11 protein-coding genes are annotated in these 15,712 nt (G+C 67.1%); 7 read left to right on the top strand and 4 right to left on the bottom strand.

Annotation, left to right across the window (positions count from 1 at the left end; translation table 11 throughout):
- The first annotated feature begins 157 nt into the window (after positions 1–157).
- From HH110_RS02675 to HH110_RS02685, 3 genes are all read left to right on the top strand, one after another.
- Positions 158–3,031: a TonB-dependent receptor gene (locus HH110_RS02675; RefSeq protein ID WP_176988198.1), complete on the top strand. Its 2,874-nt coding sequence runs from the start codon at positions 158–160 to the stop codon at positions 3,029–3,031.
- A gap of 219 nt (positions 3,032–3,250) precedes the next feature.
- The gene (locus HH110_RS02680; RefSeq protein WP_176988199.1) at positions 3,251–3,877 is read left to right on the top strand and encodes a LysE family translocator; all 627 of its coding nucleotides are present in this window, start codon (positions 3,251–3,253) and stop codon (positions 3,875–3,877) included.
- Between the two features lie 152 nt (positions 3,878–4,029).
- A complete protein-coding gene (locus HH110_RS02685) occupies positions 4,030–4,188 on the top strand; it encodes a hypothetical protein (RefSeq protein ID WP_176988200.1) in 159 nt (52 codons plus the stop codon).
- A 97-nt stretch (positions 4,189–4,285) separates the two neighbouring features.
- Here HH110_RS02685 and fhuE read toward each other — a convergent pair whose 3' ends face one another.
- The gene (fhuE, locus tag HH110_RS02690; RefSeq protein WP_176988201.1) at positions 4,286–6,442 is read right to left on the bottom strand and encodes a ferric-rhodotorulic acid/ferric-coprogen receptor FhuE; all 2,157 of its coding nucleotides are present in this window, start codon (positions 6,440–6,442) and stop codon (positions 4,286–4,288) included.
- 429 nt (positions 6,443–6,871) lie between these two features.
- On the opposite strand from fhuE, the gene HH110_RS02695 reads away from it, so the two are divergent.
- The 4 genes from HH110_RS02695 to HH110_RS02710 all read left to right on the top strand — a co-directional run bounded on the left by HH110_RS02695 (position 6,872) and on the right by HH110_RS02710 (position 10,346).
- Positions 6,872–7,351 carry a VOC family protein gene (locus HH110_RS02695; protein WP_176988202.1) on the top strand — a complete coding sequence of 160 codons (480 nt, stop codon included), beginning with the start codon at positions 6,872–6,874 and terminating at the stop codon, positions 7,349–7,351.
- Positions 7,352–7,454: 103 nt separating this feature from the next.
- A complete protein-coding gene (locus HH110_RS02700; protein WP_176988203.1) occupies positions 7,455–8,306 on the top strand; it encodes an AraC family transcriptional regulator in 852 nt (283 codons plus the stop codon).
- Positions 8,303–9,385 carry an alpha/beta hydrolase gene (locus tag HH110_RS02705; protein WP_176988486.1) on the top strand — a complete coding sequence of 361 codons (1,083 nt, stop codon included), beginning with the start codon at positions 8,303–8,305 and terminating at the stop codon, positions 9,383–9,385. Before HH110_RS02700 ends, HH110_RS02705 begins: the two co-directional genes overlap by 4 nt.
- An 82-nt stretch (positions 9,386–9,467) precedes the next feature.
- Complete coding sequence (locus tag HH110_RS02710; protein ID WP_176988204.1) at positions 9,468–10,346, top strand: EamA family transporter; 879 nt, start codon at positions 9,468–9,470, stop codon at positions 10,344–10,346.
- Between the two features lie 62 nt (positions 10,347–10,408).
- Here the strand turns inward: HH110_RS02710 and betA are convergent, their stop codons facing one another.
- Genes betA through betT form a run of 3 tightly spaced genes read right to left on the bottom strand, consistent with a single transcriptional unit; the run spans position 10,409 to position 15,593 of the window.
- The gene (betA, locus tag HH110_RS02715; protein ID WP_176988205.1) at positions 10,409–12,079 is read right to left on the bottom strand and encodes a choline dehydrogenase; all 1,671 of its coding nucleotides are present in this window, start codon (positions 12,077–12,079) and stop codon (positions 10,409–10,411) included.
- A gap of 25 nt (positions 12,080–12,104) precedes the next feature.
- A complete protein-coding gene (gene betB, locus HH110_RS02720) occupies positions 12,105–13,577 on the bottom strand; it encodes a betaine-aldehyde dehydrogenase (protein ID WP_176988206.1) in 1,473 nt (490 codons plus the stop codon).
- Between the two features lie 36 nt (positions 13,578–13,613).
- Positions 13,614–15,593, bottom strand: a complete 1,980-nt coding sequence (betT, locus tag HH110_RS02725) for a choline BCCT transporter BetT (protein ID WP_176988207.1) — start codon at positions 15,591–15,593, stop codon at positions 13,614–13,616.
- Positions 15,594–15,712 lie beyond the last annotated feature (119 nt).

The raw sequence follows: 15,712 nt of genomic DNA on the forward strand, positions 1-15,712 counted from the left end.
TCAACGCAGCCCTCCCACGCAGTCGGCTTTGTCGAGTACGCGTGAAAGAGTGGCGTGCGTCACTCCTTCACATTTACAGGTTGTTTACAAAGGAGACACTGCCGCCATGCAGGGGGGCGCGGCAGGTCCGCCCACCATTCCTTTGGAGAGAGAGCGAATGAACAACCTGCATCACCGCCCGCTGGCGGTTGCCGTATCGCTGTGCCTGCTGCTGGCTGCGCCGGCCCTGGCCAGCGCGCAGGACGCGCCACGCAGTACTACCGACCTCGACCGGGTGGAAGTGACCGGCAGCCGCATCAAGCGGGCCGAGGTGGAAGGGCAGGTGCCGATCCAGACCCTGACCCGCACCGAGATCGAGCGCACCGGCCTGACCTCGATCGGCGATGTGCTGCAGCAGCTGACCGGTTCCGGTTCGGCGCTCAATGCGAAGTTCAATTCCTCGGGAAATTTCGGCTTCCCGCCGGATGGCAGCGGCGTGGGCGCGGGCTCGGCCCAGGTCGATCTGCGCCATCTGGGCGCCAAGCGGGTCCTGGTGCTGGTCGACGGCATCCGTTGGGTCAATGAGTCCTCCGCATCCGGCGTGGGCGCAGCGACCGATCTGAACACCATTCCGCTGGCCATCGTCGAGCGTATCGAAGTGCTCGAAGATGGTGCCTCTTCGCTGTACGGCTCCGACGCCATCGCCGGTGTGGTGAACATTATCACCCGCCGCGAATTCGACGGCGCGCAGGTGACGATGAACTACGGCGAGTACAGCAAGGGCGACGGCACCCAGAAGGGCGTGGACCTGGCGTGGGGCACCCGCGGCGACCGCTACAGCCTGTTCCTCGGCGCCAGCTGGACCAAGCAGGATCCGGTGTATGCGCGCGACCGCGAGCAGTCGCGCTTCCCGATCCCGGGCACCGGACTGGCGTTCGGCAGTGGCGGCATTCCGCAGGGGCGCTTCAAGATCATCGACCCCACTTCCGGATTGTTGCAGGACATCGTGCCCAATACCGGGGTGAGCAACCCACGTTACGACGGCAGTGCCGGCTGCACCCGCAGCGATGATTACCACTGCTTCACTTCCGCCGACCGCTTCAACTTCGCCGACTACAACATGGTGCTCACCCCGTCCGAGCGGAAGGGCATCTTCGGGCAGTTCCGTTTCGACCTCACCGATGACATCCAGTGGTACATCAAGGCACTGGGCAACCGCCGCGAATCCACCAACCAGGCCGCACCCGAGCCGCTGTTCTTCGGCCCCGATGGCGCCACCGGCAATCCGCTGGCGGACAATATCGTGGTCTCCGGGCTCAACCCGTATAACCCGTTCGGCTTCGATCTGGTTGCATCGGACAATATGATCTTGATCGGCCGCCGCCCGGTGGAAGGCGGCGCGCGCGTATACGAGCAGGAGGTCAACACCCAGTACTTCGCCACCGGTCTGGTCGGCCAGTTCCAGGCGGCGGACCGCAGCTGGTTCTGGGACCTCAACGGGATGTACAGCAAGAACAAGGCCGAGCAGACCAACTACGGCAGCTACGACATCTACAAGGTCAACATGGCGCTGGGCGATCCGGCGGTGTGCGCGGCCACGCCCGGCTGCGTGCCGCTGAACATCTTCGGTGGCGTGGGCTCGATCACGCCGGACATGCTGCGCTGGATCCAGCCGGTGGTGCGCGACCGCAGCCAGAACGAGTTGAGCCTGTTCACCGCCAACCTCAGCAGCGAACTGTTCACCCTGCCGGCCGGCCCGGTCTCGTTCGCCACCGGCTATGAGTACCGCAAGTACGAGGGCCGCTACGATCCGGATCCGCTGACCGTGATCGGCCACTACAACGGCGTGCCCTCGCTGCCCACGTCCGGCTCCTACGACGTCAACGAGGCCTACCTGGAGTTGAGCGTGCCGATCTTCGCCAAGAGCGCGCTTGGCGAGAAGCTCGACCTGAGCCTGGCAGGGCGCTACTCGGACTACTCGACCTTCGGTGGCGAGTTCACGCCGAAGTACGGCCTGCGCTGGCAGGTGACCAACGACTTCGTGCTGCGTACCAGCTATGCCGAAGGCTTCCGTGCACCGTCGATCGGCGAACTGTACGGCTCGGCCGCGCGTGCCGACCTGCAGCTGTTCGATCCCTGCTCGGTCGGGCTGGGCGGCACGCCGCCCCGCGGCAATGCGGCCAACTGCGCCGCCCTCGGCGTGCCTGGTGGCTTCCAGCAGGCCAACTCGCAGATTTCGGTCACCACCGGCGGCAACGCCGAGCTGGATCCGGAGCGCTCGCGCAGCTTCAGTGCCGGCTTCGTGTGGAGCCCGTGGTTCGGCAGCAATGCGTCCTGGTCGGAGCGCTTCGATGTCGAGGTGACGTTCTACCGCCACCACATCGAAGGCGCGATCCAGGCGATCGACGCCCAGACCCAGCTCGACCTGTGCGTGGATACGCTGGACCCGCTGTACTGTGCCGGCATCTCGCGGGCCTCCACCGGCGCGGTCAGCAGCTTCAACAACCGGCTGACCAACCTGGGCTCGATCAAGACCGATGGCTGGGATGTGGACCTGTTCTGGACCCTGCCGCAGACGGAGATCGGCCAGTTCAAGCTGGGCTGGCAGAACACCTTCGTCGGGCGTTACGAGGCCTTGGGGGCCGCGGGACAGAAGCAGCCGCAGGAGCCGGGCGTGGAAGTGGCCGACAGCTCGATTCCGGAATGGACCAGCAATGCCACGCTGAGCTGGAACCTGTCCAACTGGAACGCCTCCTGGACGGTGCGCCATATCTCCAAGCTCACCGAAGAGTGCGGCGATGTGGCCGCCTTCCCGATCTGCGGCAACCAGGCCGAGGGCACCAACGAACTGGCGGCGACCACCTTCCACGACATGCAGGTGGGCTACAAGGTCGACTGGATGAAGGGGCTGCAGCTCAGCGCCGGCCTGAACAACGTGTTCGACAAGGATCCGCCGATCTGCCTGTCATGCTCGCTCAACGGCTACGACGCCTCGACCTACGACATCCCGCGCGGACGTTACTGGTACGTGCGCGCGGACCTGCGGTTCTGATCGCGGGCTGATGCGGAGGTGATCCACCGGGGCGCCATCACGGCGCCCCGGTGGCGGCTTGCAGCAGTACCGGTCAGGCGCCCCGCTGCGTGCAGGGACGGACAAATGCGTTGCGCACACCGGCCATCGCGGGTGCCTGGCATGCTGGCGCATTCTGCGTCAGGCATCATGGGGAGCCGGCCAGCGGCCGGCACTACCCCTCTCCTGAACTGCATTGCCATGAACCTGCATACCTGGTGGATCTTCGCCGTCACCGTGTTCGTCCTGTGCGGCACGCCCGGCCCGAACATGCTGCACGTGATGACCCGCAGCGTGCGGGTCGGCTTCCGCCGCAGCATCGCGGCCATGGCCGGCTGCCTGACCGCGCTGGTGCTGGCCTTGGCGATCTCCGCCGCCGGGCTGGGCGCGGTGCTCAAGGCGTCGCCGATGGTGTTCGACGTGCTGCGCTATGCCGGCGTGGCGTATCTGGTCTACCTGGGCATCAAGGCCTGGCGTGGCGGTGATGCGCCGATCGACGTGGGCAGCACCACGGCGCTGGTGCCCAGTTCGCGCACCGTACTGTTCCGCGACGGCTTCATCATCGGCATCAGCAACCCGAAGCTGCTGCTGTTCGCCTCCGCGTTCCTGCCGCAGTTCGTCGATCTCGCCCAGCCGCAGCTGCCGCAGTTCGTGATCCTGGTGGGCACCTTCGCGGTGATGGAGATGTTCTGGTACGCGGTGTACGCCGCCGGCGGTCGCGGCCTGGCCGGTCATCTGGCCAAGCCGGGGCTGCGCAAGGTGTTCGACCGCGTGGTGGGCACGATCTTCATCGGGTTTGGATTGGCGCTGCTGCGCGCGCGACCGTAGTCGGGCTGATGTGACAGCCCGGACAGCAGAGACGTCAATGGCGCGCTAGTGGGCGGCATCAACGCAGAAACAACCTTCATTTCGAGGCATCGCTGCACTCCGACGCATCTAGTCTGCTGAATGCCAACTCGGCAAACCTTTAGGAGGACGCAATGAAGAAGACTCTCTCTGCATCGCTGCAGGCCGCAGCGCTGGGGCAAACAGTCTACGGGTGCATGGATATCTGGAACGGCGTGGCGATGCCGTGTGCAGCAATGACCGCGATCCTGCTGATGGCCCTAGGTCTCCATCTACGCACGCGGGCCGCGTGAGTGGAGGAGGCTGCGGGACGCGCGGATGAACGATGAAAATGCAAAAGGCCGGGAAACTCCCGGCCTTTTGTTTCTCATTTCATGGCTGTTCCGAACGTCAGAACGACCAGTTGAATGTGATCGACCCGTTCCGGCCATCGCCGTAGGCGCCATAGCCGGTGATCTGCGAGAGGTACTTCTTGTCGAGCAGGTTGTTGAGGTTGGCCTGCACGCTGAACTCCGGGGAGATGCGGTAGCGCACGAAGGCACTCACCAGCGCGTAGCCTTCCTGTTCGAAGCGGCCAAGGTCTGGGATCGGATAGTAGATCCGATTCTGCCAGTTGGCGCCGCCACCGACCGTCAGTGCGGTGAGCGACTGCGGGGTGTAGCTGGTGAAAAGCTTGATCGTGGTCTGCGGCAGGTTCGTGTTGATGTCCGCGCCGTCTATGTCCTTCGCCACGTACCGTGACGCACCGAAGGTGGCGTTCCAGCCCGGAGCGAGCTCGCCGTTGAGTTCGAACTCAACGCCTCGGCTTACGGTGCCGCGCGCGGCGATGTAGGCCGTTTCGAGTTCATTGCCGTCTACCTTGTCCATCGTGGGCTGGCCCACATTGTCCTGCTCGATGCGGAACACAGCTAGCGATGCGTTAAGGCGGTTATCGAACCACGCCCCCTTGACGCCCACTTCATAGCTCTTGCCATCGACCGGATCCAGGTAGCTGCCCGACTTGGTGCGCAGCGTCTGCGGCTGGAAGATCTCAGTGTAGCTGGCGTAGGTGGAGTATGTGCCGTTGAGGTCGTAGACCAGACCCGCATACGGGGTGGTGACCTTGTGCGAACGGTCGGCGCCTTCGCCTTCGCTCTTCCAGTCGGTGTAACGGGCACCAAGGATCAGCTTCAACGGATCGGCCAGCGAGAGGCGGGTCGCCGCGTAGCCGGCCTTCTGGGTGATGGTGCCCTGGCTGGCCAGGCTCAGCGGATTCCAGTTCGGTTCCGGGAAGTTGCCGGTCCAGTTGAGATAGTTGTCGATCGGACCCCACGCGGACCCGGCGCCGCCGATCTGGAAGTCACCGTAGTTGGCGTACTCGCGCTTGTTGTAGCTCAGGCCAGCCATGAACTGGTGCTCGCGGCCGAACAGCTGGAACGGACCTTCCACGAAGCCGTCCACGCTGTCGACTTTGCGCTCGGTGTTGTACAAACCGGCCATCGGCGTGATGCCGCTGCCGGTCACCTTGTCGAACGCGGTGTACGAAGGGTAGAACAGCTTGTCGTTGGCGTTGGTCTTGTCGTGGGTCGCGCCGACCTTGATCTTCCAGTCATTGGCGAAGGCGTGTTCCAGCGTGGCGAACAGGCGCTTGCTGGTGGTGTCCCAGTAGGTCCAGCCCGGGTTGGCGCTGAAGGACTCGTCGTACGGTGTGGGCGTGCCGTCGGAGTACCACATCGGGAAGCCCCCCCAGGTCGCGCCGTTGGCCCGCTTCTGCTGGTAGTCGTAGCCCACGCTCAGCTGAGTGTCCGGGGTCAGGTCGGCGTCGATCACCGCATAGCCCAGCGTCTTGTGCTGGTCGTAGCGGTCCATCTGCGATTCGGTGTCCAGGTAGCTGCCGATCACGCGCGCGCGCACCGAGCCGCTGGCGTTCAGCGGGGTGGTCACGTCCACCGTGCTGCGGGTGCGGCCCCAGCTGCCGACGTTGACCGACACGTTGCCGGTCAGCTCGGCGCTGTCGGCATGCTTGCGGATCAGGTTCACCGAGGCGGACGGGTTGCCGGCGCCGGACAGCAGGCCGGTGGCGCCACGCACCACTTCCACGCGGTCATACAGGGCCAGGTCCAGGCCGGAATCGCCGTAGCTCCAGTTCTGCACCATCTGCGTCGGCAGGCCGTCGAACTGGTAGCTGTCGATGTAGAAGCCGCGCGCGTAGAACTCGGTGCGCTCGGTATCGGACTGGGTGCTGCTCACGCCGGTGGTGTTGGCGAGGACGTCGATGATGTCATCGAGGTTCTGATCCTCGATGCGCTGGTGGCTGATGATGCTGACCGACTGCGGGATCTCGCGCGGGGCCAGATCGAAGCGGGTACCGGCCGAGGTCCTGCGGACCGAATAGCCTTCGGCGCGCTCGCCCTTGACCACGATCCTGTCCAGGGTGGTGGCGTCGGCGGTGGCATCCTGCGCGAACGCTGGCGCGACAGCGAGGGTGCACAGGGCCACCAGCAAGGCCTGCGGCAGCGGGCGGCGGTGCATCGACGGGCGGGACAGCGCGTGGGCGGAGCGGGTCATCGGCGTTTCCAGAAAGGCGGCAACGCGCATGGCCGGCGTCCTGGGTGGCCTGCGGCGGAGCGGAGTGGGGGCAGGCAGCGGCTGGCGGGGGGCGTGGACCCGACGCGGGCTCGATAACTGTTCGCGGGCGCGCATCCCTTACGCGACCCGGATCACACTATGGTAATAGCAATGATTCGCATCATCAACCGCATCGGGCCTCGGCACCGCTGCGCAAGGCCGGCAAGTCAGGCGCTCTCGTATTCATACTTCCCGCTGCCGAGCCTCCGCGGGCGCAGGCGCGCCTCGTGGGTCGCCGAAGCTACCCGCGCGCTGGGTTAACAGCTCCGTCGCTACCCTGAGCCTGCGCTGGGTGGACAGCCTGAGCCTTTGCGCGATCCGGCGGCCCCGCGCATGCCAGGCCGCCTTCCTCCGCTGCAGGAGATGCCCATGGTCAGCAAGAATACGATCTGCCTCTGGTTCGACGGCACCGCTCTGGAGGCCGCCACGTTCTACGCCGCCACCTTCCCGGACAGTGCGGTGCATGCGGTGCATCACGCACCGGGCGACTTCCCCTCCGGCAAGCAGGGGGACGTACTCACCGTCGACTTCACCGTCGCCGGCATTCCCTGCCTCGGGCTCAACGGCGGCCCGGCGTTCAAGCACAGCGAAGCGTTCTCCTTCCAGATCGCGACCGATGACCAGGCCGAGACCGACCGGCTCTGGAACGCGATCGTCGGCAATGGCGGCGAGGAAAGCGCCTGCGGCTGGTGCCGCGACAAGTGGGGCCTGTCCTGGCAGATCACCCCGCGGGTACTGACCGACGCGGTGACCAGCAAGGACCCCGCCGTGGCCCGGCGCGCGTTCGAGGCCATGATGACGATGCGCAGGATCGACGTGGCGGCCATCGAGGCGGCGGTGAAGGGCTGAGGCGGCCTGCGCGGCGAGCGGCAGCGGACAGCAAGAACGATCAAATGACACGCCGCGCGCTGGGTTACGCTGCGGACCCGTTCATCGGCATGGATCTGGCGGTATGGGTGCGGCACGCAGGGCCCTGTGGTACATCGAAAGCCACTTTGCTGAGAACCCGTCGCTGGCCGATATCGCCGGCGTGGTCGGGCTGTCCCCGTTCCATCTCTCACGCCTGTTCCAGCTCGGCACCGGCACCTCGGTGGCGCGCTATCTGCGTGGGCGCCGGCTGACCGAAGCCGCACGCCAGCTGGCGGCTGGCGCCGGTGACATCCTCGGTGTCGCGATGGCCGCCGGGTACGGCTCGCATGCAGCATTTACCCGCGCGTTCTCCGAGCAGTTCGGGCGCTCGCCCGAGCAGGTCCGCGAGCAGGGGCTGCCTGGCCTGGCGCTGGTGGAGGCCTTGAAGCTGGACGACGCCGCCACCCCCTGCATGATCGAGCCGCATCGCGCGTACCGCGGTGCCCTGCGCGTCGCCGGTATCGGTGCACGCCATACATCCGCGACCGTCGCATCGATTCCCTCGCAGTGGCAGCGCTTGGACGAGGCGCATGGCCTGGGCGCGGAGATCGCCTATGGGGTGTGCGGCAACAATGATGCCGACGGCGGTTTCGACTACATCGCCGGGGTGGAGATCCGTGCCTCCGCGCCCGTGCCCGCAGGCTGGCAGGCGATCTCGATCGCGCCCCGCGAGTACCTCATCGCCTGGCACGCCGGGCACATCTCGGCGATCCGTTCCACATGGTTCTGGTTGTTGAACGATTATCTGCCGGGCTCCGGCCTGACCCTCGCCGATGCACCGGACCTGGAGCGCTATGACGCGCGCTTCGATGACCGCAGCGGCCACGGCGGGGTGGAGATCTGGCTGCCCCTGGCCGACACGCTGCCCCCCAAGGAGATCGACCCATGCGAATGACCGCCCGTTGCTGCGCCGCGCTGTTGTGGCTCTGCCTGCCCACGTTTGCCGTGGCCGCCGCGCCGCCGGTCGGAGAGCGCCACGGCATCGCGCATACGCCGAGTGCGGCCGTGCGCGATGCCGACCACCGCGACAGCGTGCGCTATACCGTGTGGTACCCGGCCCAGTCCGGTGCGCAGGAAACCGCGCTGACGATCGGCCCGCCGGGCGCGCCGTTGTTCGAGGTGGGCACGGCCGCCGCCGATGCCGCCATGGCCAAAGGACGCTGGCCGGTCCTGCTGCTCTCGCACGGCAACGGCGGCAGCGCACGGATGATGGGCTGGTTTGGCACCGCGATGGCGCGGGCAGGGTATGTGGTGATCGCGGTGGATCATCCCGGCAACAACGGCGTGGACCCGATGACCGAGGCGGGCAGCATCCTGATGTGGAACCGCGTGGATGACCTCGCGGCCGCACTGGCCGCCGTGCAGGCCGACCCTGCGCTGGCGACGGACATCGACACCACGCGGCTGGGCATCGCGGGCTATTCGGCCGGTGGGTTCACGGCCCTGGTCGCCGCGGGTGCCCGGCCGGATGTGCAGCGGCTGCTGGCGTTCTGCCGCGCGCATCCCGCCGATGGAGTCTGCGCGCCCCAGGCGGAGAACCCGACGCTGACGCTGGCGCGCCGGATACGCGTGGCGGCCACCCCCGAACTCGCCCCGTGGGTCGCCACGTCGGGAGACGATCGCGCCCTCCCGGGTGTCCGCGCGGTGTTCCTGATCGCCCCGGCGATGGTGCAGGCCTTCGCGCCGGAGGAACTGGGCAAGGTGCCGTCGCCGGTCTCCATCATCGTCGGAGCGGGCGACACGGTGGCAGCGCCCGCCACCAACAGCGAGGTCGCGGCCGCGGCACTTCCGAAGGCGAGGCTGACCACCCTGCCGGCGGTCGGCCACTACGATTTCCTGTCCAGCTGCACCGCGCTCGGAAAGACGCGCGTCGGTGCACTGTGCCAGGTGGCGGCCGACCAGAACGCCACGCACGGCGCCGCGATCACCGAAGCCACGGCCTTGTTCGACGCGGCGTTGTCGGCCACGCGCTGATGCGGGGGCGTGCCCCGTCCCGGCAGCCCTCAGGATCAGCGGGAGAGCAGCGTCGGCCGACGATCCGCAATATCCTGTGCGGATGTCGACCTCCCGCCTCTCTTCCTTCTTTCCCGCCCTGGCCGTGCTCGGCTCGGTCACCTCGCTGGCCGTGGGCACCTCGTATGCCAAACAGCTGTTCCCGTTGATCGGCGCGCAGGGCACCAGCGCACTGCGCGTGGGCTTCTCGGCGCTGGTGCTGCTGATGGTGTTCCGGCCGTGGCGCTGGACCACCTCGCGTGCCGATGCCGGCGCGATCATCCGCTACGGCGTCACGCTCGGGGTGATGAACCTGCTGTTCTACATGGCCTTGCGCACGATCCCGTTCGGCATCGCGGTGGCGATCGAATTCTGCGGGCCGCTGGCGGTGGCGATGTGGTCCTCGCGGCGGCCGGTCGACTTTGTGTGGGTGGGCTGTGCGCTGGTCGGGCTGTTGCTGCTGCTGCCGTTGGGCCATGGCGAGCCGCTGGATCCGGTCGGGGTGATGTTCGCCCTCGGCGCGGCCGTGTGCTGGGCGATGTACATCATCTTCGGCAAGCGCGCAGGGCATCTGCCGGCCGGGCATACGGTGTCGCTGGGTCTGTGCGCGGCGGCATTGGTGGTGGTGCCGGTGGGCGTGGCGCACGCGGGCATGGCGCTGCTGGATCCGAAAATCCTGCTGTTCGGCCTCGGGGTGGCGATCGTGTCCAGCGCGATCCCGATGTCACTGGAGATGATGGCGCTCAAGCGGTTGCCGAAGGAGACCTTCGGCATCCTGATCAGCATGGAGCCGGCGATCGCGGCACTGCTGGCGATGGGGTTGCTGGCCGAACACCTGACCCCGCTGCAGTGGGCGGCGATCGGCTGCACGGTGGTGGCGTCGGTGGGCAGCACGGTGACCGCGAAACGGGCGGTGTCCGTGGTGCCGGGCGCGCCGGGGTGATCGTGATGCCGTGACCGGCGCGCCGACCAACGGTCGGCGCCTACCGATGGATCGCTGCGTACTCAGCGCCGTGCCGGGGCGTCTCCGGCCACGTAGTACGCCGCGGTGCTGCGCGGCAGCGGGGCACGCCCGCGGATCCGGTCGGCGATCTTCTCGGCGATCATGATCGTGGTGGCGTTGAGGTTGCCGGTGATGATGCGCGGCATGATCGAGGCATCGACCACGCGCAGGCTTTCCATGCCATGCACCCGGCCCTGGCCGTCGACCACGCTCATCGCGTCGGTGCCCATCGCACACGAGCACGACGGGTGATACGCCGTCTCGGCATGCGCGCGTACGAAGGCATCCAGTTCCGCATCGGTCTGGCACTCGGCGCTCGGGCTGATCTCGCGCCCGCGGTACTCGTCCAGCGCGGGCTGGGCGATGATCTCGCGGGTGATGCGGATCGCATCGCGGAATTCCTGCCAGTCCTGGTCGGTGGACTGGTAATTGAACAGGATGGAAGGGTGCTCGCGCGGGTCCAGCGACTTCGCGTGCACGCGGCCGCGGCTGGGCGTGCGCATCGAGCCGACGTGTGCCTGGAAACCGTGTTCCTTGACCGCGTTGGTGCCGTTGTAATTGATCGCCACCGGCAGGAAGTGGTACTGGATGTTCGGCCAGTCGAAGTCCTCGCGGGTGCGGATGAAACCACCGGCTTCGAACTGGTTGCTGGCACCGATGCCGGTGCCGTTGAACAGCCACTCCGCGCCGATCGCCGGCTGGTTCCACCACTGCAGTGCGGGATACAGCGAGACCGGCTTCTTGCAGGCGTACTGCATGTACACCTCCAGGTGGTCCTGCAGGTTCTCGCCGACGCCGGGCAGGTCGTGCACCAGCGGGACGCCGAGTGCGGCCAGCAGCGCGGGCGCGCCCACGCCGGAGCGCTGCAGGATCTGCGGCGAGGCGATCGCACCGGCGCACAGCAGCACTTCGCGGCGCGCGGTGGCATCGATCGGCTCGGCGCTGTTGCCGGCCAGGTAGCGCACGCCTACGGCGCGCTTGCCGGCGAACAGGATGCGGTCGGTGGTGGCATGCACCACGATCTCCAGCCCCTCGCGGTCCTTGGCCATGTCCAGGTAACCGCGCGCGGTGCTGGAGCGACGCCCACGCGGGGTCACGGTGCGGTCCATCGGGCCGAAGCCTTCCTGCTGGTAGCCGTTGAGGTCGTCGGTGCGCGGGTAGCCCGCCTGCACGCCGGCCTCGACCATCGCGTGGAACAGCACGTTGTTGCCGTTCTTCGGCGTGGCCACGCTGACCGGGCCGTCGCCGCCGTGGTAATCGTTGGCACCGATGTCGCGCGTCTCCGCCTTGCGGAAGTAGGGCAGCACGTCGTGGTAGCTCCAGTCTTCCAGGCCGTCGAAGCGGGCCCACTGGTCGAAGTCCATCGCGTTGCCGCGGATGTAGCACATGCCGTTGATCAGCGAGGAGCCCCCCAGGCCCTTGCCGCGGCCGCACTCCATGCGTCGGTTGTCCATGTACGGTTCCGGTTCGGTTTCATACGCCCAGTTGTAGCGGCGGCCCTGCAGCGGGTACGCCAGCGCGGCCGGCATCTGGGTGCGGAAGTCCAGCCGGTAGTCCGGACCGCCGGCTTCCAGCAGCAGTACGCTGACGCCGGCGTCTTCAGTGAGTCGCGCGGCCAGCGTGTTGCCGGCCGAACCGGCGCCGATGATGATGTAGTCGTATTCGCGCTTCATCGCGGTGTCTCCTGGTAAGGCCGGTTCAGAACACCGACGCGTAGCGGTCCAGCTCGATCTGGATGGATTTGGTGCGGGTGTAGGCGCGCAGCGTGGCCAGCCCGTTCTCGCGGCCGACACCGGACTGCTTGTAGCCACCCACCGGCATCTGCGCCGGCGACTCGCCCCAGCTGTTGACCCAGCAGATGCCGGCCTCGAGCTGGTGGATCACCCGATGGGCGCGCGCCAGGTCGGGCGTCACCACTCCGGCGGCCAGGCCGTAATCGGTATCGTTGGCGCGGCGCACCGCCTCGTCCTCGTCGTCGTAGGCCAGCAGGCTCATCACCGGCCCGAAGATTTCCTCGCGCACGATGCGCATGTCGTCACGGCAATCGCTGAAGATGGTCGGCGCCACGTAGCAGCCCTTGCCCAGCGCACCTTCGGTCAGCCGTTCGCCGCCGCAGACCAGGCGCGCGCCGTCGGCCTTGCCGCTGGCGATGTGCTCGAGCACGCGCTGCATGTGCGCGGCGCTGACCAGGGGGCCAAAGTTGGTGTCCTTGGCCAGCGGATCGCCGATGCGGATGCGCTTGACCCGTTCCAGCAGCTTGGCTTCGAACGCTGCCAGCCTGCCGCGCGGCACGAACACGCGGGTGCCGTTGGTGCACACCTGGCCGGAGCTGTAGAAGTTGGCCATCATCGCCACGTCGGCGGCCAGGTCCAGATCGGCGTCATCGCAGATGATCAGCGGCGACTTGCCACCCAGCTCCATGGTGACGTCCTTGAGCGTGGAGCTGGAGGCGCTGGCCATCACCTTGCGGCCGGTGGCGGTGCCGCCGGTGAAGGAGATCTTCTCGATCCGCGGGTGCTCGGTCAGCGCCGAGCCGACGCCGGCGCCATCGCCGGGCAACACGTTGAACACGCCATCGGGCAGGCCGGCCTCGGTGAAGATTTCCGCCAGCTTCAGCGCGGTCAGCGGGGTGACCTCGCTGGGCTTGAAGATCATCGCGTTGCCGGCGGCCAGCGCCGGGGCGGCTTTCCACAGCGCGATCTGGATCGGGTAATTCCAGGCGCCGATCGCACCGACCACGCCCAGCGGTTCCTGCCGGGTGTAGAAGAAGCTGCTCTCGCGCAGCGGCACCTGGCTGCCTTCCAGCCCGTGCATGACACCGGCGTAGTACTCCAGCACGTCCGCGCCGGTGACCACGTCCACGCTCAGCGTTTCACTCAACGCCTTGCCGGTGTTGCGCGATTCCAGCTCGGCCAGTGCGTCGTTGCGCTCGCGCAGCAGTTCGACCGCGCGCAGCAGGATGCGCGAGCGCTCCACCGTGGTCAGCGCGGCCCACACTTTCTGGCCGGCCTGGGCGCTCTCCACCGCAGCGTCGAGATCGTCGCTGTTGGCGCTGTGGACGTTGGCGAGCAGCTCGCCGTTGGCCGGGTTGATGACCTCGAAGGTCTTGCCGCCCTGGGAAGGAACGTAACGGCCGCCGATGTACAGCAGCTGGTCGGGGAAGGTGGGCATGTCGATGACTCCTTTGCAGCGGGAGACCAGCGGGCGTCAGCGCGTGAGATGCAGGAACTGCAGGTGACGCTCGTACTGGTCGATGATGTCGTTGATGATCTGCTGGCGGCTGTAGCCGACCAGCTCGTAATCCTGTCCGCCTTCGTAAAGATGGACCTCGGCGCGGTAGTAACGCTGGTTGCGGAAGCGCTGCGCGGCGAACGAAGGCGTGAGGTAGCCGCGCATGATCACCTGGTAGGTGAAGACCTGTTGTTCGCCGTGGTCCACCAGCAGCTCCATGTGACCCGGCTCGAACTTGGTCTGCACGTCCAGTCCCTGTTCGAGCAGCTGCGCGGCGACCGCTTCGATCGCCGGCTTCACATCGGTGTCCATGAAGCGGTACACCTCATCGCGCGCCGGGAAGTGCACCGCCTGGGTGATGCGCTGGCGCCAGCCACGCTGATGCCGCGATTGCCCGATCAACGGGATCGGCGAGTACTGCGAGGCTTTCTTGCGCTGTGACTCTTCGCCCAGCGCACGGGTCAGGCCCCACAGCATCAGCAGCAACACCACCGAGAACGGCAGCGACGCCAGCACCACCGCGGATTTGAGCGCGTCCATGCTGCCGGCCAGCAGCAGCCCGGCCGTGACCAGACCGGTCATCACGCCCCAGAACACGCGCAGCCAGCGCGGACCGTCGTCTTCCGGATTGCCGCCCTGCGAGGACAGCGTGGACAGCACCACCGTGCCCGAGTCGGCCGAGGTGACGAAGAAGATGAAGCTGACGATCACCGTGACCGCGATGACGGTGCGGCTCCACGGATAGCTTTCCAGCAGTGCATACAGCACGGTCGGCGGGTTCTCCACCGCCATCTGCGCCAGGTGCACCTGGTCGTGGTGCAGGATCTGATCCAGCGCGCTGTTGCCGAAGATCGACAGCCACGCCAGGGTGAAACCCAGCGGAATCAGTAGCACGCCCAGCACGAACTCGCGGATGGTGCGGCCCCGCGAAATGCGCGCGATGAACAGGCCCACGAACGGCGCCCAGCCGATCCACCAGGCCCAGTAGAACACCGTCCAGTTGCCCAGCCAGTCCGGCCGCCCGCCGTAGGCGTACACATCGAAACTCTTGCCGACCACGTTGCCGAGGTAGTCGCCCATGTTCTGGATGAAGGCGTTGAGCAGGTACTGGGTGGGCCCGGCGAACAGCATGAACAGCAGCAGCGAGATCGCCAGCAGCATGTTGATGTTGGACATCCAGCGCACGCCCTTCTCGACGCCGGAGACGGCCACGGTGATCGCCGCGCCCATCATCAGCACGATCAGCCCGACCTGCACCCAGGCCGCGTGCGGCACCGGGAACAGGGTGTTCAGGCCGGCGTTGAGATGCAGCACGCCAAAGCCCATGTCCGCGCCGAGGCCGAACACGGTGGCCACGATGCCCAGCGCATCCACGGTGTAGCCGATCGGCCCGTTGATGCGTTTGCCGATCAGCGGATACAGCGCCGAGCGCAGCGCGAGGGGCAGGTTGTGGCGGTACGCGAAGTAGGCCAGCGCCATCGCCGCCAGCGCGAACACGCCCCAGCCATGCAGGCCCCAGTGCAGGAACAGCAGCTGCATCGCCTGGCGCGCGCTGGCCTCGCCGCTGCCGGTGCCGCCCTGTGGCGGCAGCAGGTAGTGGGTCAGCGGCTCGGAGACGCAGAAGAAGAACAGGGTGATGCTGATGCCCGCGGCGAACAGCATGCCGGCCCAGGACAGATAGCTGAACTCCGGTTCGTCATGGTCCGCGCCCAGCTTGACGTTGCCATAGCCGGACAGCGCCACGCCGACCACGAAGACCAGGTACACGGTCATCGCCAGCAGGTAATACCAGCCGACATTGCGCGACGCCCAGGTCTGGGCATCGAGCAGCATCACGCCGGCATCGATCGGAAACACGGTGACCAGAATGGCGAATGCCGCCACGATCGTGGCGGCAAGCAGGAACACGGGTCGAAGCGTGCGCACCTCGGACAGAGGTGGCTCCACGGTACTCATGGGGTGGGGGATACTCCCGGTGCCGGAGCGGCGGACGGCGGGATTTATCGCACAGGCGCTGTGGACAGCCTGTTTACGCCGCTGCGAGGCCCGCCGCGCAAGGGCGGCGGGTGCACAGG

Origin of the sequence: Stenotrophomonas sp. SAM-B (genome assembly GCF_013387485.1) — a bacterium.
In the GTDB taxonomy this organism is placed as follows: domain Bacteria; phylum Pseudomonadota; class Gammaproteobacteria; order Xanthomonadales; family Xanthomonadaceae; genus Stenotrophomonas; species Stenotrophomonas maltophilia_AA.

What these genes read in the sequence shown, in the direction of transcription:
- HH110_RS02675 (WP_176988198.1), top strand. Translation starts at nt 158, where the DNA reads ATGAACAACCTGCATCACCGCCCGCTGGCGGTTGCCGTATCGCTGTGC.
- HH110_RS02680 (WP_176988199.1), top strand. Translation starts at nt 3,251, where the DNA reads ATGAACCTGCATACCTGGTGGATCTTCGCCGTCACCGTGTTCGTCCTG.
- HH110_RS02685 (WP_176988200.1), top strand. Translation starts at nt 4,030, where the DNA reads ATGAAGAAGACTCTCTCTGCATCGCTGCAGGCCGCAGCGCTGGGGCAA.
- fhuE (WP_176988201.1), bottom strand. Translation starts at nt 6,442, where the DNA reads ATGACCCGCTCCGCCCACGCGCTGTCCCGCCCGTCGATGCACCGCCGC.
- HH110_RS02695 (WP_176988202.1), top strand. Translation starts at nt 6,872, where the DNA reads ATGGTCAGCAAGAATACGATCTGCCTCTGGTTCGACGGCACCGCTCTG.
- HH110_RS02700 (WP_176988203.1), top strand. Translation starts at nt 7,455, where the DNA reads ATGGGTGCGGCACGCAGGGCCCTGTGGTACATCGAAAGCCACTTTGCT.
- HH110_RS02705 (WP_176988486.1), top strand. Translation starts at nt 8,303, where the DNA reads ATGACCGCCCGTTGCTGCGCCGCGCTGTTGTGGCTCTGCCTGCCCACG.
- HH110_RS02710 (WP_176988204.1), top strand. Translation starts at nt 9,468, where the DNA reads ATGTCGACCTCCCGCCTCTCTTCCTTCTTTCCCGCCCTGGCCGTGCTC.
- betA (WP_176988205.1), bottom strand. Translation starts at nt 12,079, where the DNA reads ATGAAGCGCGAATACGACTACATCATCATCGGCGCCGGTTCGGCCGGC.
- betB (WP_176988206.1), bottom strand. Translation starts at nt 13,577, where the DNA reads ATGCCCACCTTCCCCGACCAGCTGCTGTACATCGGCGGCCGTTACGTT.
- betT (WP_176988207.1), bottom strand. Translation starts at nt 15,593, where the DNA reads ATGAGTACCGTGGAGCCACCTCTGTCCGAGGTGCGCACGCTTCGACCC.